General features: G+C 63.2%; 13 protein-coding genes. 4 read left to right on the top strand and 9 right to left on the bottom strand.

The features are described from left to right. Positions 1–70 precede the first annotated feature (70 nt). Genes acnB through QRM89_RS03270 form a run of 3 tightly spaced genes read right to left on the bottom strand, consistent with a single transcriptional unit; the run spans position 71 to position 3,376 of the window. Positions 71–2,662: a bifunctional aconitate hydratase 2/2-methylisocitrate dehydratase gene (gene acnB, locus QRM89_RS03260; protein WP_285447276.1), complete on the bottom strand. Its 2,592-nt coding sequence runs from the start codon at positions 2,660–2,662 to the stop codon at positions 71–73. 52 nt (positions 2,663–2,714) lie between these two features. After that, a complete protein-coding gene (locus QRM89_RS03265; protein ID WP_011037032.1) occupies positions 2,715–3,122 on the bottom strand; it encodes a type II toxin-antitoxin system VapC family toxin in 408 nt (135 codons plus the stop codon). Further along, positions 3,119–3,376, bottom strand: a complete 258-nt coding sequence (locus tag QRM89_RS03270) for an AbrB/MazE/SpoVT family DNA-binding domain-containing protein (RefSeq protein ID WP_011037031.1) — start codon at positions 3,374–3,376, stop codon at positions 3,119–3,121. Before QRM89_RS03270 ends, QRM89_RS03265 begins: the two co-directional genes overlap by 4 nt. A 147-nt stretch (positions 3,377–3,523) precedes the next feature. On the opposite strand from QRM89_RS03270, the gene acnA reads away from it, so the two are divergent. Beyond that, positions 3,524–6,292, top strand: coding sequence for an aconitate hydratase AcnA (gene acnA / locus QRM89_RS03275; RefSeq protein WP_285447277.1), 2,769 nt, complete (start codon positions 3,524–3,526; stop codon positions 6,290–6,292). 183 nt (positions 6,293–6,475) lie between these two features. Here acnA and QRM89_RS03280 read toward each other — a convergent pair whose 3' ends face one another. Beyond that, entirely contained in the window at positions 6,476–6,922 is a 447-nt protein-coding gene (locus tag QRM89_RS03280; RefSeq protein ID WP_285447278.1) for a nuclear transport factor 2 family protein, read from the bottom strand. 96 nt (positions 6,923–7,018) lie between these two features. On the opposite strand from QRM89_RS03280, the gene QRM89_RS03285 reads away from it, so the two are divergent. Then, positions 7,019–8,701: a long-chain fatty acid--CoA ligase gene (locus tag QRM89_RS03285; RefSeq protein ID WP_103700790.1), complete on the top strand. Its 1,683-nt coding sequence runs from the start codon at positions 7,019–7,021 to the stop codon at positions 8,699–8,701. Between the two features lie 177 nt (positions 8,702–8,878). Next, complete coding sequence (locus QRM89_RS03290; RefSeq protein WP_115540218.1) at positions 8,879–9,745, top strand: crotonase/enoyl-CoA hydratase family protein; 867 nt, start codon at positions 8,879–8,881, stop codon at positions 9,743–9,745. 57 nt (positions 9,746–9,802) lie between these two features. On the opposite strand, the gene QRM89_RS03295 is transcribed toward QRM89_RS03290, so the two are convergent. The 5 genes from QRM89_RS03295 to QRM89_RS03315 all read right to left on the bottom strand — a co-directional run bounded on the left by QRM89_RS03295 (position 9,803) and on the right by QRM89_RS03315 (position 17,022). Next, positions 9,803–11,968: an ATP-binding protein gene (locus QRM89_RS03295; protein ID WP_042598990.1), complete on the bottom strand. Its 2,166-nt coding sequence runs from the start codon at positions 11,966–11,968 to the stop codon at positions 9,803–9,805. A gap of 2 nt (positions 11,969–11,970) precedes the next feature. Next, complete coding sequence (locus QRM89_RS03300; protein ID WP_011037024.1) at positions 11,971–13,107, bottom strand: two-component system response regulator; 1,137 nt, start codon at positions 13,105–13,107, stop codon at positions 11,971–11,973. Positions 13,108–13,245: 138 nt separating this feature from the next. Then, positions 13,246–14,763 carry a lysine--tRNA ligase gene (gene lysS / locus QRM89_RS03305; RefSeq protein WP_259174043.1) on the bottom strand — a complete coding sequence of 506 codons (1,518 nt, stop codon included), beginning with the start codon at positions 14,761–14,763 and terminating at the stop codon, positions 13,246–13,248. 211 nt (positions 14,764–14,974) lie between these two features. Further along, positions 14,975–16,100 (bottom strand): peptide chain release factor 2 gene (gene prfB / locus QRM89_RS03310; RefSeq protein ID WP_100097357.1). Its coding sequence is split into 2 segments (ribosomal slippage): positions 14,975–16,024 and positions 16,026–16,100, totalling 1,125 coding nucleotides; the frame shifts between segments, so codons are not numbered across the junction. Between the two features lie 73 nt (positions 16,101–16,173). Beyond that, complete coding sequence (locus QRM89_RS03315; RefSeq protein WP_285447553.1) at positions 16,174–17,022, bottom strand: LytTR family DNA-binding domain-containing protein; 849 nt, start codon at positions 17,020–17,022, stop codon at positions 16,174–16,176. A 346-nt stretch (positions 17,023–17,368) separates the two neighbouring features. Here QRM89_RS03315 and QRM89_RS03320 point away from each other — a divergent pair, with 346 nt between their 5' ends. Then, positions 17,369–17,557, top strand: coding sequence for a hypothetical protein (locus QRM89_RS03320; protein ID WP_285447279.1), 189 nt, complete (start codon positions 17,369–17,371; stop codon positions 17,555–17,557). Positions 17,558–17,654: the final 97 nt, after the last annotated feature.

Raw genomic sequence — 17,654 nt, forward strand, 5'->3', positions numbered from 1 at the left:
AAGTCAGTGCCCGCTAAACGAAAAACGCCCGGCAGTGCCGGGCGTTTCGCAACGAACGTGCTGCGCTCGATCAGGCAGCGACGGTGTCGGCCACGTCCTGATATTCCTGGATCTGATCGAAGTTCATGTAGCGGTAGATCTGCTCGCCACTGGTCTTGATCACGCCCACATCGGTCATGTACTCGTCCTTGGTCGGGATGCGCCCCAGACGCGAGCAGATTGCCGCCAGCTCCGCCGAACCCAGGTACACGTTGGTGTTGCGGCCCAGGCGGTTCGGGAAGTTACGCGTGGAGGTGGAGAACACCGTGGCGCCCTCGCGTGCCTGCGCCTGGTTGCCCATGCACAGCGAGCAGCCCGGCATTTCCATGCGTGCACCGGCCGCGCCGAAGGTGCCGTAATGGCCTTCCTTGGTCAGCTCGGAGGCGTCCATCTTGGTCGGCGGCGCCACCCACAGGCGGGTCGGGATATCGCGCTTGCCTTCCAGCAGCTTGGCGGCGGCACGGAAGTGGCCGATGTTGGTCATGCACGAACCGATGAACACTTCGTCGATCGCCGCACCGGCAACCTCCGACAGCGTCTTGACGTCGTCTGGGTCGTTCGGGCACGCCACGATCGGCTCATGGATATCGGCCAGATCGATCTCGATGACGGCGGCGTATTCGGCGTCGGCATCGGGCTGCAGCAGCTGCGGATCGGCCAGCCACTCTTCCATCTTCTTGATACGGCGGCCCAGCGTGCGCGCATCCGCATAGCCTTCGGCAATCATCCAGCGCAGCAGCGTGATGTTGCTGGTCAGGTATTCGATGATCGGCGCCTTGTCCAGGTGCACGGTGCAACCGGCAGCGGAACGCTCGGCGGACGCGTCGGACAGCTCGAACGCCTGCTCCACCTTCAGGTTCGGCAAGCCTTCGATTTCCAGGATACGGCCGGAGAAGATGTTCTTCTTGCCCTGCTTGGCCACGGTCAGCAGACCGTCCTTGATCGCGTACAGCGGGATCGCGTTGACCAGGTCACGCAGGGTCACGCCCGGCTGCATTTCGCCCTTGAAACGCACCAGTACGCTCTCGGGCATGTCCAGCGGCATCACACCGGTGGCGGCGGCGAAGGCCACCAGGCCGGAGCCGGCCGGGAACGAAATGCCGATCGGGAAACGCGTGTGCGAGTCGCCGCCGGTGCCGACGGTGTCGGGCAGCAGCATGCGATTGAGCCAGCTGTGGATCACGCCATCGCCCGGACGCAGCGACACGCCGCCGCGGGTGGAGATGAACTCCGGCAAGGTGTGGTGGGTCTTGACGTCCACCGGCTTCGGGTAGGCCGCGGTGTGGCAGAACGACTGCATCACCAGGTCGGCCGAGAAGCCCAGGCAGGCCAGGTCCTTCAGCTCGTCGCGGGTCATCGGGCCGGTGGTGTCCTGCGAGCCCACCGAGGTCATCTTCGGCTCGCAATAGGTACCCGGGCGCATGCCCTGGCCTTCCGGCAGACCGCAGGCGCGGCCAACCATCTTCTGTGCCAGGGAGAAGCCCTTGCCGGTGTCCGGCGGGTCCATCGGCAGACGGAACAGATCCGACGCCGGCAGGCCGAGGAATTCGCGCGCCTTGGCGGTGAGGCCACGGCCCACGATCAGCGGAATGCGGCCACCGGCGCGCACTTCGTCGAACAGCACGTCCGACTTCATCGCGAACTCGGCAATCACCTGCCCGTCCTTCAGTGCCTTGCCGTCGTACGGACGCAGCTCGACCACGTCGCCGTGCTCCATCTGCGACACGTCCAGCTCGATCGGCAACGCACCGGCGTCTTCCATGGTGTTGTAGAAGATCGGCGCGATCTTCGAACCCAGGCACACGCCGCCGAAGCGCTTGTTCGGGATGTACGGAATGTCTTCGCCGGTCCACCACAGCACCGAGTTGGTCGCCGACTTGCGCGAGGAGCCGGTACCGACCACGTCGCCGACATAAGCAACCAGATGGCCCTTGGCCTTGAGATCGGCGATGGCCTGGATCGGGCCGCGCTTGCCGTCTTCTTCCGGCACGAAGGCCGCGCCTTCGCGCGCATTCTTCAGCATTGCCAGTGCGTGCAGCGGGATGTCCGGGCGGGTGGTCGCATCCGGCGCCGGCGACAGGTCGTCGGTGTTGGTTTCGCCCGGCACCTTGAACACGGTGATGGTCATGCTCTGCGGCACTTCCGGCTTGCTGGTGAACCACTCGGCATCGGCCCAGCTCTGCAGCACGGCCTTGGCGTGCGCGTTGCCGGCTTCGGCCTTTTCCTGCACGTCATGGAACGCATCGAACACCAGCAAGGTGTGCTTGAGCGCTTCGGCGGCGGTGGCGCCGAGCTCGGCGTTGTCCAGCAGCTCGATCAGCGGATGGATGTTGTAACCGCCCAGCATGGTGCCCAGCAGTTCGGTGGCACGCGTCGGCGAGATCAGCGCGCTCGTCTCAGTGCCGAACGCCACCGCGGCCAGGTACGAGGCCTTGACCTTGGCGGCATCATCCACGCCGGCCGGCACGCGCTGGCTGAGCAGCTCGACCAGGAAGGCCTCTTCGCCGGCGGGCGGGTTCTTCAGCAGCTCGATGACCTCGGCGGTCTGCTGCGCGGTCAGCGGCAGCGGCGGGATACCGAGCGCTTGGCGCTCTGCAACGTGGTGGCGATAGGCTTCCAACATGCGGATTCTCCAAAGGACAGCTAGTGAATGTGTAGAACGTGAAAAACGTGGATCAGGCAGCGGGCTTGGGCACGATGATCTTCAAGCCCTTGAAGTAGTCGCGGAAAAAGCTGTCGTCGCGGGTGATCAGGCCATCGCATTGCAGCATCGCGTGCGCACCGATCAGGAAGTCGGCCACCACCCGCTCGCGCTTGCCGCCGCGCGCACGAAAGCGGCGCTGCATCTCGCCGGCGCGCAAGGCCGATTTGGCCTCCAGCGCGTTGAAGCGGATGCTCATGTCTTCCAGCACCGACAGTGCTTCGGCGCCATCGCGCAGCGCGCTGCAGACCTCGGCCAGCACCACGTCGCAGACCACCACCGGGCCGGTGCTCAGGCATTGGCGCAGGCAGGCTTCGGCAGCGTCGGCTTGTGCGCTGTCGGCCAGCAGGTCGACCAGCACCGATGAATCAATGGCGATCATGCGCCGGCTTCGGGATCGAGCGGATCACCCGGCGCACGCCCACGGATGGCACGCATCGCATCGTCGGTGCTGGCAAAGCCGTCCAGCTTGAAACGGCCGCGTGCGCGTGAAATGGCATCGTCAACACTCTTGCGCAGAATGATGCGGCCGCCTTCCAGCTCGACCTTGAGCGTGGTGCCCTTGGTCAGCCCCAGCGCGTCGCGCACCGCCTTGGGCAGCGTGATCTGGCCGCGTTCGGCAACAGTGGCTTCCATGTGCGCTCCGCGGAAAAAGTATGCATGAATTCTACATACTTGACTTGTCGTACTCAAGGCCACATACCGGTGTGCACAAACCGGGCGTACACACTGAATCGGTCACACTGTGGCCGAGCCTAAAGCCTGCAGCCATAGGAGTGATGCATGAGCGATTCCTTTTCCACCCGCACCTCGCTAGAGGTCAACGGCCAGCGCTACGACTACTACAGCCTGCCCAAACTGGGCGAGCGCTTCGATGTCGCCCGCCTGCCCTACTCGATGAAGATCCTGCTGGAGAACCTGCTCCGGCATGAAGACGGTGGCGTCACCGTCGGCAAGGACCACATCGAAGCGGTCGCCAAGTGGGACCCGGCCGCCGAACCCGATATCGAAATCGCCTTCATGCCGGCGCGCGTGGTGCTGCAGGACTTCACCGGCGTGCCCTGCGTGGTCGACCTGGCCGCGATGCGCGATGCGGTGGTCAAGCTCGGTGGCAACGCCGACCAGATCAACCCGCAGATTCCCTCCGAACTGGTCATCGACCACTCGGTGCAGGTGGACGTATTCGGCAAGCCCGAAGCGCTGGACCTCAACGGCAAGATCGAATTCCAGCGTAACCAGGAGCGCTACGGCTTCCTGCGCTGGGGCCAGAAGGCCTTCGACAACTTCAAGGTGGTGCCGCCCAACACCGGCATCGTTCACCAGGTAAACCTGGAAAACCTGGCGCGCGTGGTGATGAGCGCGGACAAGGACGGCACCCAGATCGCCTATCCGGACACCGTGTTCGGCACCGACAGCCATACCACCATGATCAACGGTATCGGCGTGCTGGGCTGGGGCGTGGGCGGCATCGAGGCGGAAGCGGCGATGCTCGGCCAGCCCTCCTCCATGCTGATTCCGCAGGTGGTGGGCTTCAAGCTCACCGGCAGGCTGCCCGAAGGCGCCACCGCCACCGACCTGGTACTCACGGTCACCCAGATGCTGCGCAAGCACGGGGTGGTGGGCAAGTTCGTGGAGTTCTACGGTGAAGGCCTGCAGCACCTGCCGCTGGCCGACCGCGCCACCATCGGCAACATGGCACCGGAATACGGCGCCACCTGCGGCATCTTCCCGGTCGACAACGAATCGCTGACCTACCTGCGCCTGTCCGGCCGCAGCGAGGAGCAGATTGCACTGGTGGAGGCCTACGCCAAGGCACAGGGCTTGTGGCACGACGCCGACACCCCGCATGCGCAGTACAGCGCCACGCTGGAACTGGACATGGGCGACGTCAAACCGTCGCTGGCCGGCCCCAAGCGCCCGCAGGACCGCGTGCTGCTGGAAGACATGCAATCCAACTACCGCGAAAGCCTCAAGCCGTTCGCCGAGGCGCGCAGCAAGCGCTTGGCCGATACCAAGCAGGAAGACCGGCTCAAGAACGAAGGCGGCGGCGGTACCGCAGTGGGCGCCAAGGCCTCGCAGGCCGAAAGCGCTGGCGACAGCGGTGCGGGCTGGCAGCTGCGCGATGGCTCGGTGGTGATCGCTGCGATCACCTCGTGCACCAACACCTCCAACCCGGCAGTGATGCTGGGCGCTGGCCTGCTGGCCCGCAATGCCGCGGCCAAGGGCTTGAAGGCGCAGCCCTGGGTCAAGACCTCGCTTGGGCCGGGCTCGCGCGTGGTCACCGACTATCTGAGCAAGGCCGGCGTGCTGGCCGATCTGGAACAACTCGGGTTCTACGTGGTGGGCTACGGCTGCACGACCTGCATCGGCAACTCCGGCCCACTGCCGGAAGACGTCTCGGCGGCAATTGCCAAGGATGACCTTGTGGTGACTTCGGTGTTGTCGGGCAACCGCAACTTCGAAGGCCGCGTGCATCCCGAGGTCAAGATGAACTACCTCGCCTCGCCGCCGCTGGTGGTGGCGTATGCGATCGCCGGCACCACCGACATCGACCTCACCCGCGACCCGCTCGGCACCGGCAGCGACGGTCAGCCGGTGTACCTGCGCGACATCTGGCCCAGCAACAAGGAAATCGGCGACACCATCGCCGCCACCGTCGGCCCGGAAATGTTCAAGCAGAACTACGCCGATGTGTTCAAGGGCGATACGCGCTGGAACACCATCGCCTCGCCGGACGGTGACCTGTACGAATGGGATGCCGCATCCACCTACATCAAGAACCCGCCCTATTTCGAAGGCATGACGATGCAGGTGGGCCACGTCGACGACGTGCATGGCGCGCGCATCATGGGCTTGTTCGGCGACTCGATCACCACCGACCACATCTCTCCGGCCGGCAACATCAAGAAGGATTCGCCCGCGGGCCGTTTCCTGCAGGAGCGCGGCGTACAGCCGGCCGACTTCAACAGCTACGGCAGCCGCCGCGGCAACGACGATGTGATGGTGCGCGGCACCTTCGCCAATATCCGCATCAAGAACCTGATGTTCGGTGGCGAGGAAGGCGGCAACACGCTGTACTTCGGCAAGGATGGCGCGGCGCCCGAGAAGCTGGCCATCTACGACGCAGCGATGAAGTACAAGGCCGATGGCGTGCCGCTGGTGGTGCTGGCCGGCAAAGAATACGGCACCGGCTCCTCGCGTGACTGGGCCGCCAAGGGCACCAACCTGCTGGGCGTCAAGGCCGTGGTCGCCGAAAGCTTCGAGCGCATCCACCGTTCCAACCTGGTCGGCATGGGCGTGCTGCCACTGCAGTTCCTGGAAGGCGAAAATGCGCAGACGCTGGGCCTGGATGGCTCCGAGGTGCTGGACATCACCGGCCTGCAGGACGGCGCCAGCCGTCGCGCTACCATCGATGCGAAGAAGTCCGATGGCAGCGTCAAGCAGTTCCAGGTCAAGGTGCTGCTGCTGACGCCGAAGGAAGTGGAGTACTTCAAGCACGGCGGCCTGCTGCAGTACGTGCTGCGCCAACTGGCCGCCCGCAAGGCAGCCTGATCGCACTGAACTGATGTTCCCGACACTCCCGCCGCCCGGCGGGAGTGTCGTTTTTGGCCAACGGATGTATCGCAAGCGTGGCTGGGGATCGCCTGATGGCGGTGAAACAGCACTAAACCAAGAAGAGCGCACGCGCAGAGCACTACGTCGTCATGGTCGCGCTCGCTGATATTGGAACCTGCCCTACCCGCCACCCGCCGTCCACTGCGCGTGGTACAGCTCCCAGTCGCTGCCACGCAGCCGCCAGCCGGTGGTGACCTGGTAGTGCTGCGCCTGATCAGGCAGCCAGCGTCCGCCGCCGCCGGTCAGCAACACGCTGAAGCGCACGGTTGCCGTACTGCCCTGCGTCTGCACGTCCACCGGCCCAACGGTGACGCCGATCGCTTGATGACCCAGCAGCTGCAGTTGCAGCAGGCGCCGCGCCCCGGCCGCGTCCATGCCGTGCTCGCCGACAAAATCCTCTGCTACCGGCGCCATCGCCTCGCGTACATCGCGTGCTTCGATCGCCGCGCGCATCTGCTCCACCGTGGCACGCAGCCGCTGCTCCGGGCCCGGCTTCGCGCAGCCGGCCAGCACCAGCACGCAGAACGCAGCTAGCCCGACCTGCCACCTCAAAATGCTGCTGCGCATCACGCTTCGCCTTTTCCATCCATGACGGTATGCTGCCAGTTGCTGTGGCGCCGTGGAACATGGCACGCCACCAACGAATACCCTGGAGGGGGGCAGATGAGTCAGGCACGTCCTTGGTTGCAAAGTTATCCGGCCGGAGTGGCCGCGGAGATCGATCTGGAGCAGTTCCGCACCGTGGCGGAGGTTTTCGCTACTTCGGTGGCGCGCTTCGCTGATCGCCCCGCGTATCACAGCTTCGGCAAGACCATCACCTACCGCGAAGCAGATCAGCTGGTCGACCAGTTCGCGGCCTATCTGCTCGGCGAGTTGCAGCTGAAAAAAGGCGACCGCGTCGCCTTGATGATGCCCAACTGCCTGCAATACCCGATTGCCACCTTCGGCATCCTGCGCGCCGGTCTGACGGTGGTGAACGTCAACCCGCTCTACACCCCGCGCGAGCTCAAGCACCAGTTGATCGACTCGGGCGCCAGCGTGCTGGTGGTCATCGACAACTTCGGCACCACCGTGCAGCAGGTGATCGCCGACACGCAGGTCAAGCAGGTCATCACCACCGGCCTGGGCGACATGCTCGGGTTCCCGAAAGCCGCACTGGTCAACTTTGTCGTCAAGTACGTCAAGAAGCTGGTGCCCGAGTACCGCATCAACGGCGCGATCCGCTTCCGCGACGCGCTGGCACTGGGCCGCAAGCACCGCGTCCCGACCCTGCAGATCGAGCCAGACGACATCGCATTTTTGCAGTACACCGGCGGCACCACCGGCGTGGCCAAGGGCGCGATGCTGACCCACCGCAACCTGGTCGCCAACATGCAGCAGGCGCACCAGTGGCTGGCCGGTACCGGTAAGCTGGAGGAAGGCCACGAGGTGGTGATCACCGCGTTGCCGCTGTACCACATCTTCGCGTTGACAGCGAACGGCCTGGTCTTCATGAAGATCGGCGGCTGCAATCACCTGATCAGCAACCCGCGCGACATGCCGGGCTTCGTCAAGGAACTCAAGAAGACCCGCTTCACCGCGTTTACCGGCGTCAACACGCTGTTCAATGGCCTGCTCAACACGCCCGGCTTTGACCAGATCGATTTTTCATCGTTGAAGATGACCCTCGGCGGCGGCATGGCAGTCCAGCGCTCGGTTGCCGAACGCTGGAAGCAGGTCACCGGCCTGACTCTGGTCGAGGCTTACGGCCTGACCGAGACCTCGCCCGCCGCCTGCATCAATCCGATGGATCTGGTCGACTACAACGGCTCGATCGGCCTGCCGATTCCGTCCACCGATGCCTGCATCAAGGACGACGATGGCAAGGTGCTGGCGCTGGGCGAGATCGGCGAGCTGTGCATCAAGGGCCCGCAGGTGATGAAGGGCTACTGGAAGAAGGCCGACGAGACCGCCAAGGTCATGGACGCCGAAGGCTGGCTGCACACCGGCGACATCGCACGTATGGACGAACGTGGCTTCGTCTATATCGTCGACCGCAAGAAGGACATGATCCTGGTGTCCGGCTTCAACGTGTACCCCAACGAGATCGAAGACGTCATCGCGACGATGCCGGGCGTGCTCGAAGTGGCCGCAGTCGGCGTGCCGGATGAAAAGTCCGGCGAAATCGTCAAGGTGGTGATCGTCAAGAAAGACCAGGCCCTGACCGCCGAGGACGTAAAGGCGCACTGCCGCACCAACCTGACCGGCTACAAGCAGCCGCGCGTGATCGAGTTCCGCAAGGAATTGCCGAAAACCAACGTCGGCAAGATCCTGCGTCGCGAATTGCGGGATGCGGCCAAGGGTTAATCGTCGATCTTCTGCGTATAAACTAAAGCGATAAACCAATGCTTGACTCAAGGGCTTTCCCGTCAACGGGAAAGCCCTTTGCGTTCAAACAGATAGGGCCGGTGTAGGATCGCTTCGTGGAGCCCGCACCGCCCGCTGCGCCACATCATCCGCGGGCGATCTCCTCGAGACAAGCTCATGAGCATGATCGAAACCCTACAGGTTCAAACTACTCAATCCACGATCCGCACGCACTCCAGCCATGACGATGCAGCACATTGGCTGTTCATGCACGCTGATGTATCCAGTGGAGTCAGGCCCTGCTTCCGCCCTCAGTTGATGACGGAGATGCACAACGACCTGGACTCTATTTCCCACTTCTCAAAGCACGAATCCAATCGCTTGCGGAGCCTTGTTCTTGCCTCCGATGCGAACGCTTTCAACCTCGGCGGTGACCTGGATTTATTCAGCCAGCTGATTCGTGCACGCGACAGACAAAGCCTTTTGCACTATGCGGAAAGTTGCGTCCGCGGTGTGTTTGCGTTTCATCGTGGGCTGTCCGGCAACTTCAGAACCATTGCCCTTTTACAAGGCGACGCACTTGGCGGTGGACTGGAAATGGCATTGTCGTGTCACACCATTATTGCGGAGGAAGGCATTGGCATGGGGCTCCCCGAAGTCCTCTTCGGATTGTTTCCCGGCATGGGCGCCTACTCGTTCTTGTCAAGGCGGGTATCGCCTCAGTTAGCCGAGCGCATCATTCTCGATGGGCGCGTCTACAGCAGCGAAGAAATGCATGCCATGGGAGTCGTCGACATTCTCGTACCACGCGGAAAAGGCATTCAGGCAACCCACGACTTGATTACCAGGCAGCAACGCACCCCCCAGTCGTACCTTGCGATGAATCGCGCAAGAGAACTGTGCAATCCAGTCACACATGCAGAATTGATGGCGGTCACCGAGGTCTGGGTCGATGCTGCGTTGGAGCTGGGCGAAAAGTCACTCAAGACGATGGACCGTCTGGTAAAAGCGCAAACGCGCCGAGCTGCAAAGGGAATTGCCTGATTAGCATGACAGCATGCCATCAGGGGGATCAGGCCCGGCGTACCGCCGGGCTTCTGGTCACGACGCGTCTTCTCCGGAATCTTTTCCGAAACGTTCTTTAGCGCGCGATTCAAGCGCGGCACGACCCAACTGCAGACTGCGTTGCAGCTGAGCCACACGCATCTGCCATTCGGTCATGATCTGCGCATCGGACATGTCCATCAACTCACCACCCTGCTCGGCCAACGTCACCAGACCAAGATTGCTGGCAACGCCCTTCGTCGCGTGAGCATGCTCACGCAACTGCCCCCAATCGTCCGCCTGCGCATCGATGGTCATCGCAGCGATACAGGATTCGGCATCACTCAAACATTGGCGGATAAACTCCTTCTCGAAATTCGCCCCCATGCCGAGAGACGCCAATTCGTCGAGCACAGTGCCGTCGAGAACTCCATCCGGCGCCACGCCGATACGTACAGGCATCACATTCGCCTGCGGCAATTTTCCATTCACTGCAATTTCGGCAAGCGTGTCCAGCAGCTTTACCGCAACAACCGGCTTGGCCAGAAAAGCATAAGCGCCCGCTTGCTCGCAGTTGCGAATTGCCTCCGGCGTTACATCTGCACTCAAGACAACAACCGGGGTTCTAGGTTGGGATCCTGCCTGCATGACACGTAATTGCTTCAGCAAATCCAAACCACTGACGCCAGGCATATGCAGGTCGACAATGGCCACGTCGAAGTCGGCCTCAGAAAGGGCATCCAGCACCTGCTCGCCGCCATTGACGCAAGTCACCTTGTGACCGGCTTTTTGCAATAGCCGCTGCAACACCATCCGGTTGGCCGCATGGTCGTCCGCCACCAGGATCTGCAATGTTCGAACGCGCGCCCGGTGACGCAGGAACGGGTCGGTAAACGCGATGACGTTGCCAGTATCTCCGGGTGCGGCGTTGTCTTTTACCGCCCTGACAGCAGCCAACTCGCTCGCCAGGTCAAACGGCAATTCGAACCAGAAGCGACTGCCACCACTCGGATTCTCTACAAAACCGATTTCGCCGCCCATCGATTCGACCAGTCCTTTGGCGATCGTAGTGCCAAGGCCACTGCCCTCAAAACGTCGCGCCAAACTGTTATCGGCTTGCTCGAAGGCCTCGAACAAGCGCGGCTGCATATCGAGTGGAACCCCGATACCCGTATCGATCACATCAAAACGCAAGCGCACCTTGTCCGGTGTGGAACGCTCGACGACCCCAATCGTGACGTCGATATGCCCTCTATCGGTGAACTTGACCGCATTGCCAGTCAAATTCAACAGGATCTGACGAAGATGTCCTGCATCGCCCTGCAAGAGATCGGGCACATCGGGGGCAATGGCCACCGCATAGTCCAGACCCTTGACCCTTGCCTGCGGCTGAAGAATCAAATCAATAGTACCGAGAAGATCCCTAAGCGCGAAATCCCGATGCTCGACCCGGACTTTGCCCGCTTCGATGGCAGAGATGTCCAGGACCTCTTCCACCAATGAAAGCAAACTCCGGGCAGACGCCTGAATTGTGTTCAAGCACTCCCGTTGCTCGGCATCCAGACGAGTGGTTGCCAAAACCTCTGTCATGCCCGAAAGCCCGTTGAGCGGGGTCCGGAACTCGTGGCTCATGTTTGCCAGAAAGCGACTTTTCGCTTCACTGGCGCGCCGCGCTTCTGCGGTAGCACGCGTCAGCTTGCTGAGGAGGCCGGACAGGTACAGCGGAATGGCGGCAAGTCCAAGCCACAAGCCAATACCTAAACCGAAGTTGCGCTTCCAGTAGGCATTAGTCGCCAGCGTAATGCCAAAACTCAGCATGGCCATGACGACCGCAAGATAGAGATAGCGATTGCCAAAGCGCAGACCGTTGCCGATGGTTACCCACATCACCACGACGTAGATGCACGCCATCGGCTCGCCAATGGCACTCATGGCCATCGACATCAGCCCGTAGTCCGCCAGCATGCCGATGACGCGCCGCGGGTGCGAACGCTCCGGCTTCAGCACGATCCAGGTAAAGATCATCAGCGCCAAGGCCTGACTGAGCAGGGTCAGACCGACGACGTAAAACAGTTGCGTTGACGGCAATGCCCAGCGACTGGCGAACAGCACCTCGTAGGTCAGAATCAGCGCCACCATGGCAATGCGGATCAACGCCTGACCATGTTCACTGTCCTGGCGCTGCGCAAGCCTGCTACGCACCTCGCTGAGTAAGGCCAACATCCTCACACCCCAGGACGCGCCGATGCGGTGGAGAACTGTCCGCAGATCTGCTCCAGTTGCGCGCGCCCGCGCAGCAGTGCGTCCACGCAGCGCGGGTCGAACAGCCGACCGCGTTGGGCGTACAGGTAGGCTAGCGCTGCGTCCATCGTCCATGCTTCCTTGTAAGGCCGTGCCGAGAGCAGTGCGTCGAAGACGTCGGCCACTGCCACGATGCGTGCTTCCAGCGGTATCGCTTCCCCCACCAGGCCGTCGGGATAACCGCTGCCATCGTAACGCTCGTGATGGCGTAGCGCGATCAGCGCGCCCACCTGGATGAAGCGGTTCTGGCTGCCGCTGAGCAGCTCATAGCCGATGCGCGGGTGGCGCTTCATCACGTTCATTTCGTCTTCGGTGAGCTTGCCCGGCTTGAGCAGCACCGAATCGGGAATGGCGATCTTGCCCATGTCGTGCAGTGGCGCGGCCATCTCGATGATGCGCACTTCCTCTTCGGACAAGCCCAGCTGCTCGGCCACCAGGCCGGCCACGTGCGACATCCGCTCCAGGAAGGCGCTGGTGCCGCCGTCGCGGTATTCGATGGCACGTGCCAGGCGCGAAAGCGTTTCGCGTTCGCGTTCTTCGACCTCGTTCATGCTCGCAAGCAGGCGTTGCTCCAGCGACAGCGCACGTTGCTTGACGCTCTCGCTCTGCTGGCGCAACTGCAACAGGTTCGAGCAGCGGGCGCGCAGTTCGCGCGGCCGGATCGGCTTGACCAGGAAATCGATCACGCCCGCTTCCAGCGCCGCCTGGCGGATCGGCTCGTCGCCGACGATGGTGATCAGGATGATCGGAATGTCGCGGTGGCTCGGCAAACGGCGCAGCCGCCGCGCGAACTCCAGCCCATCCATGCCCGGCATCCGGTAATCGAGCAGCAACAGATCCACGCGACCAGCTTCGCACCAGGACAGCGCGTCCAGCGGATCGCCGAAATCGTAGACCTTCAACTCCGGCGCGATGTCTTCGATGACATGACGCAGCATTGTCCGCGCGGACATCTGGTCATCGACAATGACGATGTTCAATCCCAGATCCGCCTTTTCCGACCAGCTTCCCCATGTCTCCGCCGAAGATACACCCGCCGGATTCCCTAAAACATCCTGCATAACCGTTCCTCCTCTCGTTCGAGAACGGGAAAGCGACGACGTCGGTCCCTGTACCGACTCCTCCGGCCATACCGTGACCGGAGCTCCGCCCTAGCATATGCAGTATCTGTGCCGTCGGCACGCGGCGGCACAAAAAAATCAGGCTTCCGGGCGCATGTACGGGAACAGCAGCACGTCGCGAATGGAGGTACTGCCGGTCAGCAGCATCACCAGCCGATCGATACCGATGCCCAGCCCGCCGGTCGGCGCCATTCCGTACTCCAGGGCACGGATGTAATCGGCGTCGTAATGCATGGCTTCGTCGTCGCCGCCGTCCTTCGCCTGCACCTGGGCCTGGAAACGCGCCGCCTGGTCTTCCGGGTCGTTGAGCTCAGAGAACCCGTTGGCCAGCTCCTTGCCATTGATGAAGAGCTCAAAGCGGTCGGTATACCCCGGCTCGGTGTCGCTGGCGCGTGCCAGCGGCGACACCTCGACCGGGTGGTCGGTGATGAAAGTCGGCTGCACCAGCGTGTGTTCGACGGTGGCTTCGAAGATTTCCAGCAGCAGCTTGCCCCAGCCGTAGGACGGCTTGACCTTGATCTTGAGCCGCTCGCAATGGCGCAGCAGCGCGGCGCGGTCGGTGCAATCGGCTGCGCTGATCTCCGGGTTGTGGTGGCGCACCGCCTCATCCATGCGCCAGCGTCGGAAAGCCGGCGCCAAATCAATGTCGGCACCGTCCCAGCTGACCTGGGTGGTGCCGAGCACGCTCTGGGCGGTGTCGCGGATCACCTGTTCGGTCAGGTCCATGATCTCGTGGTACGTGGCATAAGCCTCGTAGAGCTCGAGCATGGTGAACTCGGGGTTGTGCCGGGTCGACACGCCTTCGTTGCGGAAATTGCGGTTGATCTCGTAGACGCGCTCCAGCCCACCGACCACCAGCCGCTTGAGATACAGCTCCGGGGCCACGCGCAGGTACAGGTCCAGATCCAGCGCATTGTGGTGGGTGGTGAACGGCTTGGCGGTGGCGCCGCCGGGGATGTAATGCATCATCGGCGTTTCCACTTCCAGGAAGCGGCGCGCGTCCAGCCAGGCTCGGATGGCGCGGATGATCTTGGAGCGCTTGATGAAGACCTCGCGCGCTTCCGGGGTCACGATCAGGTCCACATAGCGCTGGCGATAGCGCTGCTCCACGTCCGACAGGCCATGCCACTTGTCCGGCAGCGGACGCAGCGACTTGGTCAGCAAACGCAGCGCACTGGCCTTGACCGACAGCTCGCCGGTCTTGGTGCGGGTCAGCCCGCCCTCCACCGCCACGATGTCGCCCACGTCCCAGCCCTTGAAGGCGGTGTAGGCATCGCCCAGCACATTGCCCTGCAGGAACAACTGCACGCGCCCGGACTCGTCCTGGATCTGCGCGAAGCTGGCCTTGCCCATCACCCGCTTGGCCATCAACCGGCCCGCCAGCTTGACGCTGCGGTCGGCTGCTTCCAGCGCTTCGGCAGTCCAGGTTTCGGCATCGGCGAACTCGGCCTGCAGGTCGCCGGCAAAGTGGGTGCGCACGAAATCGTTCGGATAGGCGATGCCCTGGCCGCGCAACGCGCCCAGTTTCGCGCGCCGCTCGGCGATGAGGCTGTTCTCGTCGGCGGGGAGCTGCGGCATGGGGGTCTGTTCGGTCATGGCGGGAATCGATCTGCAATGGGTCGGGCACGGGCCCGGTGGGGGTAAGGCGCCGGTGGGGCCGGCGCCGCTGCGACGGTGCAGCGCAATGGAACGATCGCGCAGCGGTGTCGCGTGGTGTGAGATGGCAAGGCGTCGCTGGCGAGCAACGCGGTCTCCGCAGTGCTGCAGTGCGCCGGTGCGACGTTACCGCCGCACCGGCGCACCGCACTCAGGCATCCAGACGTTTGGAGCCCGCCGCCAGGCCGGCCTTGAGGCTGGCTTCGACGAATTCGTCCAGATCGCCATCGAGCACCTTCTGGGTGTCGCTGCGTTCGATGCCGGTGCGCAGATCCTTGATGCGGCTCTGGTCGAGCACGTAGTTGCGGATCTGGCTGCCCCAGCCGATGTCGGACTTGGTCGCTTCCAGCGCATCGCGCTCGACGTTGCGCTTCTGCACTTCCAGCTCGTACAACTTGGCGGCCAGCATCTTCATCGCGTTGTCGCGGTTCTGGTGCTGGCTGCGGCCGGTCTGGCAGGCGACCACGGTATTGGTCGGAATATGCGTGATACGCACCGCCGACTCGGTCTTGTTGACGTGCTGGCCGCCGGCACCAGAGGAGCGGTACACGTCGGTACGCAGATCGGCCGGATTGATGTCGATCTCGATGTTGTCGTCCACTTCCGGCGACACGAACACCGAAGTGAAGCTGGTATGCCGGCGGTTGTCGGAGTCGAACGGCGACTTGCGCACCAGCCGGTGCACGCCGATCTCGGTCTTCAACCAGCCATAGGCGTACTCGCCTTCGATGCGGATCGTGGCCGATTTGATGCCCGCGACTTCGCCGCCGGACACTTCCATCAGCTCGGTCTTCCAGCCGCGCGACTCGGCCCAACGCAGATACATGCGCAGCAGGATTTCCGCCCAGTCCTGGGCTTCGGTACCACCGGCGCCGGCCTGGATGTCGACGAACGCGTTGGCGCCGTCCATCTGGCCGGAGAACATGCGCTGGAATTCCAGCTTTTCGACGTGCGCCTGGTACTTGTCCAGGTCGGCGATCACCGCCACGGCGGTATCTTCGTCCTGCTCGCTCTCGGCCAGGTCCAGCAACTCGCCGGCATCGGTGAGGCCGGCCAGCACATCGGCGATGCCGATGACGGTCTTTTCCAGCATGGAGCGCTCGCGTCCCAGCGCCTGGGCGCGCTCGGCGTCGTTCCAGACATCGGGGCTCTCAAGCTCCCGGCTGACTTCCTCTAGACGCTCTTTCTTGACGTCGTAGTCAAAGATACCCCCTGAGCGAGAGCACGCGATCGTTGAGATCGGTGATGCGCTGGCGGATCGGATTGGTTTCGATCATGACGGACTTCCGGCAAACAAGCCCGGTAGTTTAGCAAGCGGGCGGCGACGGCGGAACGCGGTGGCCATCCAGTTCAGCCCGGCACAACCGGCACCGCTGGCGCCTCGGCATGGCCGGCGGCCCGCCGCAGCGACGCCAGGTAACGACGGCTGCACGGCAGCGGGCCATTGCCGGACAGGTGCACGCGCGCCTCGCCGGCGTCCAGCGGCTCAATCGAAACCACGCAGCCCAGGTTGACGATGTAGCTGCGATGGATCCGCACGAACACGGACGGATCGAGCTTCGCCTCGATCGCCGTCATCGTGCTGCGCAGCGGATAGTCGTGCCCGCGCACATGCAGATTGACGTAATTGCCGGACGCCTGCAGCCATTCGATATCGGCGGCGGCGACCAGGAAATCGCGCCCCAACTTACGCACCAGAAAGCGTCCCGGGCGCTCGAGCGACTCCACCGGTGCGCCTTCGTCGGGCGCAGCCAGCAGCCGCACTTCGCCCTGCAAGCGCCGCAACAGAAACCGGTAGCCGTGCATACACGCGACGATGATCGCGAAGGTGCGCACGTCCTTGAGATATTCGTAGACCAGTTCCTGCGGCCACGCGCCGAACTCGTAATGCTCGCCCAGCAGCCGATAGGCCAGCATGCGTAGCCCGACCATCGCCAGGACGTGCACCACCGAGACTGCCACGCTGACCAACAGATACCAGGGCAGCCGGCGCCACCAGGTATCCAGATGCAACGGCAGCTTGCGCGTGAACCAGCCAATGACGGGGACGAGCATCAACAGCCAGACCAGGCCGCTGGACAGCTCCCAGACCCAGGGTTCCCAGCTCTGGATCGGCAGCCCGGCGCGCCGGCGATCCATCAACTCGGTCACCGCGTTGCCGCTGGCGTTGACCACCACCACCAGTAGCCAGAAGAACATGCCTGCGCTGCGCTGCCACGGCAGAAAGCGCTCCAGGGTCGTGCGGGCGGGGTCAGTGCTCATCCCCATATTCTAGGGCTGGCACGGCCGGTCGCCCCCACTGCAGACGCCATTCGTCCCTGAATCTCCCGATGTCGCCCCTATCCGCTGGGCGCCTGCAGCGCCATCCCATGTAGTTGGCCCCCATCGGCGATGGCAGAGGCAGCCAATGCAAAGGCGTCACGATCTGGACTGGCTGCGCGTCATCGCGTTTGGCCTGCTGGTGCTTTACCACGTCGGCATGTACTACGTGACCTGGGACTGACACGTCAAAAGTCCCACCACCCAGCTGATGCTGGAGCCGGTCATGCTGCTCAGCAGCCCGTGGCGGATGTCGCTGCTGTTCCTGATTTCCGGTGTTGCCACAGCGTTCATGCTGCACGGCAGGCCGGAAGGCCTGCTGTATCGACGATCGCGCCAGTTGCTGCTGCCGCTGTTGTTCGGCATGGCTGTGATCGTGCCGCCACAGTCCTATTATCAAGTGGTGGAACAATGACCCGGCGGCTACCACGAGGGCTACCTGGCGTTCTATGCCAAGTATCTGAGCGCCTACCAAGGATTCTGTGGCACCGACGGCGACTGCCTGCGCCTGC

The sequence above is a fragment of the Xanthomonas sp. LMC-A-07 genome (genome assembly GCF_030208825.1).
Taxonomy (GTDB): Bacteria; Pseudomonadota; Gammaproteobacteria; order Xanthomonadales; family Xanthomonadaceae; genus Xanthomonas; species Xanthomonas campestris.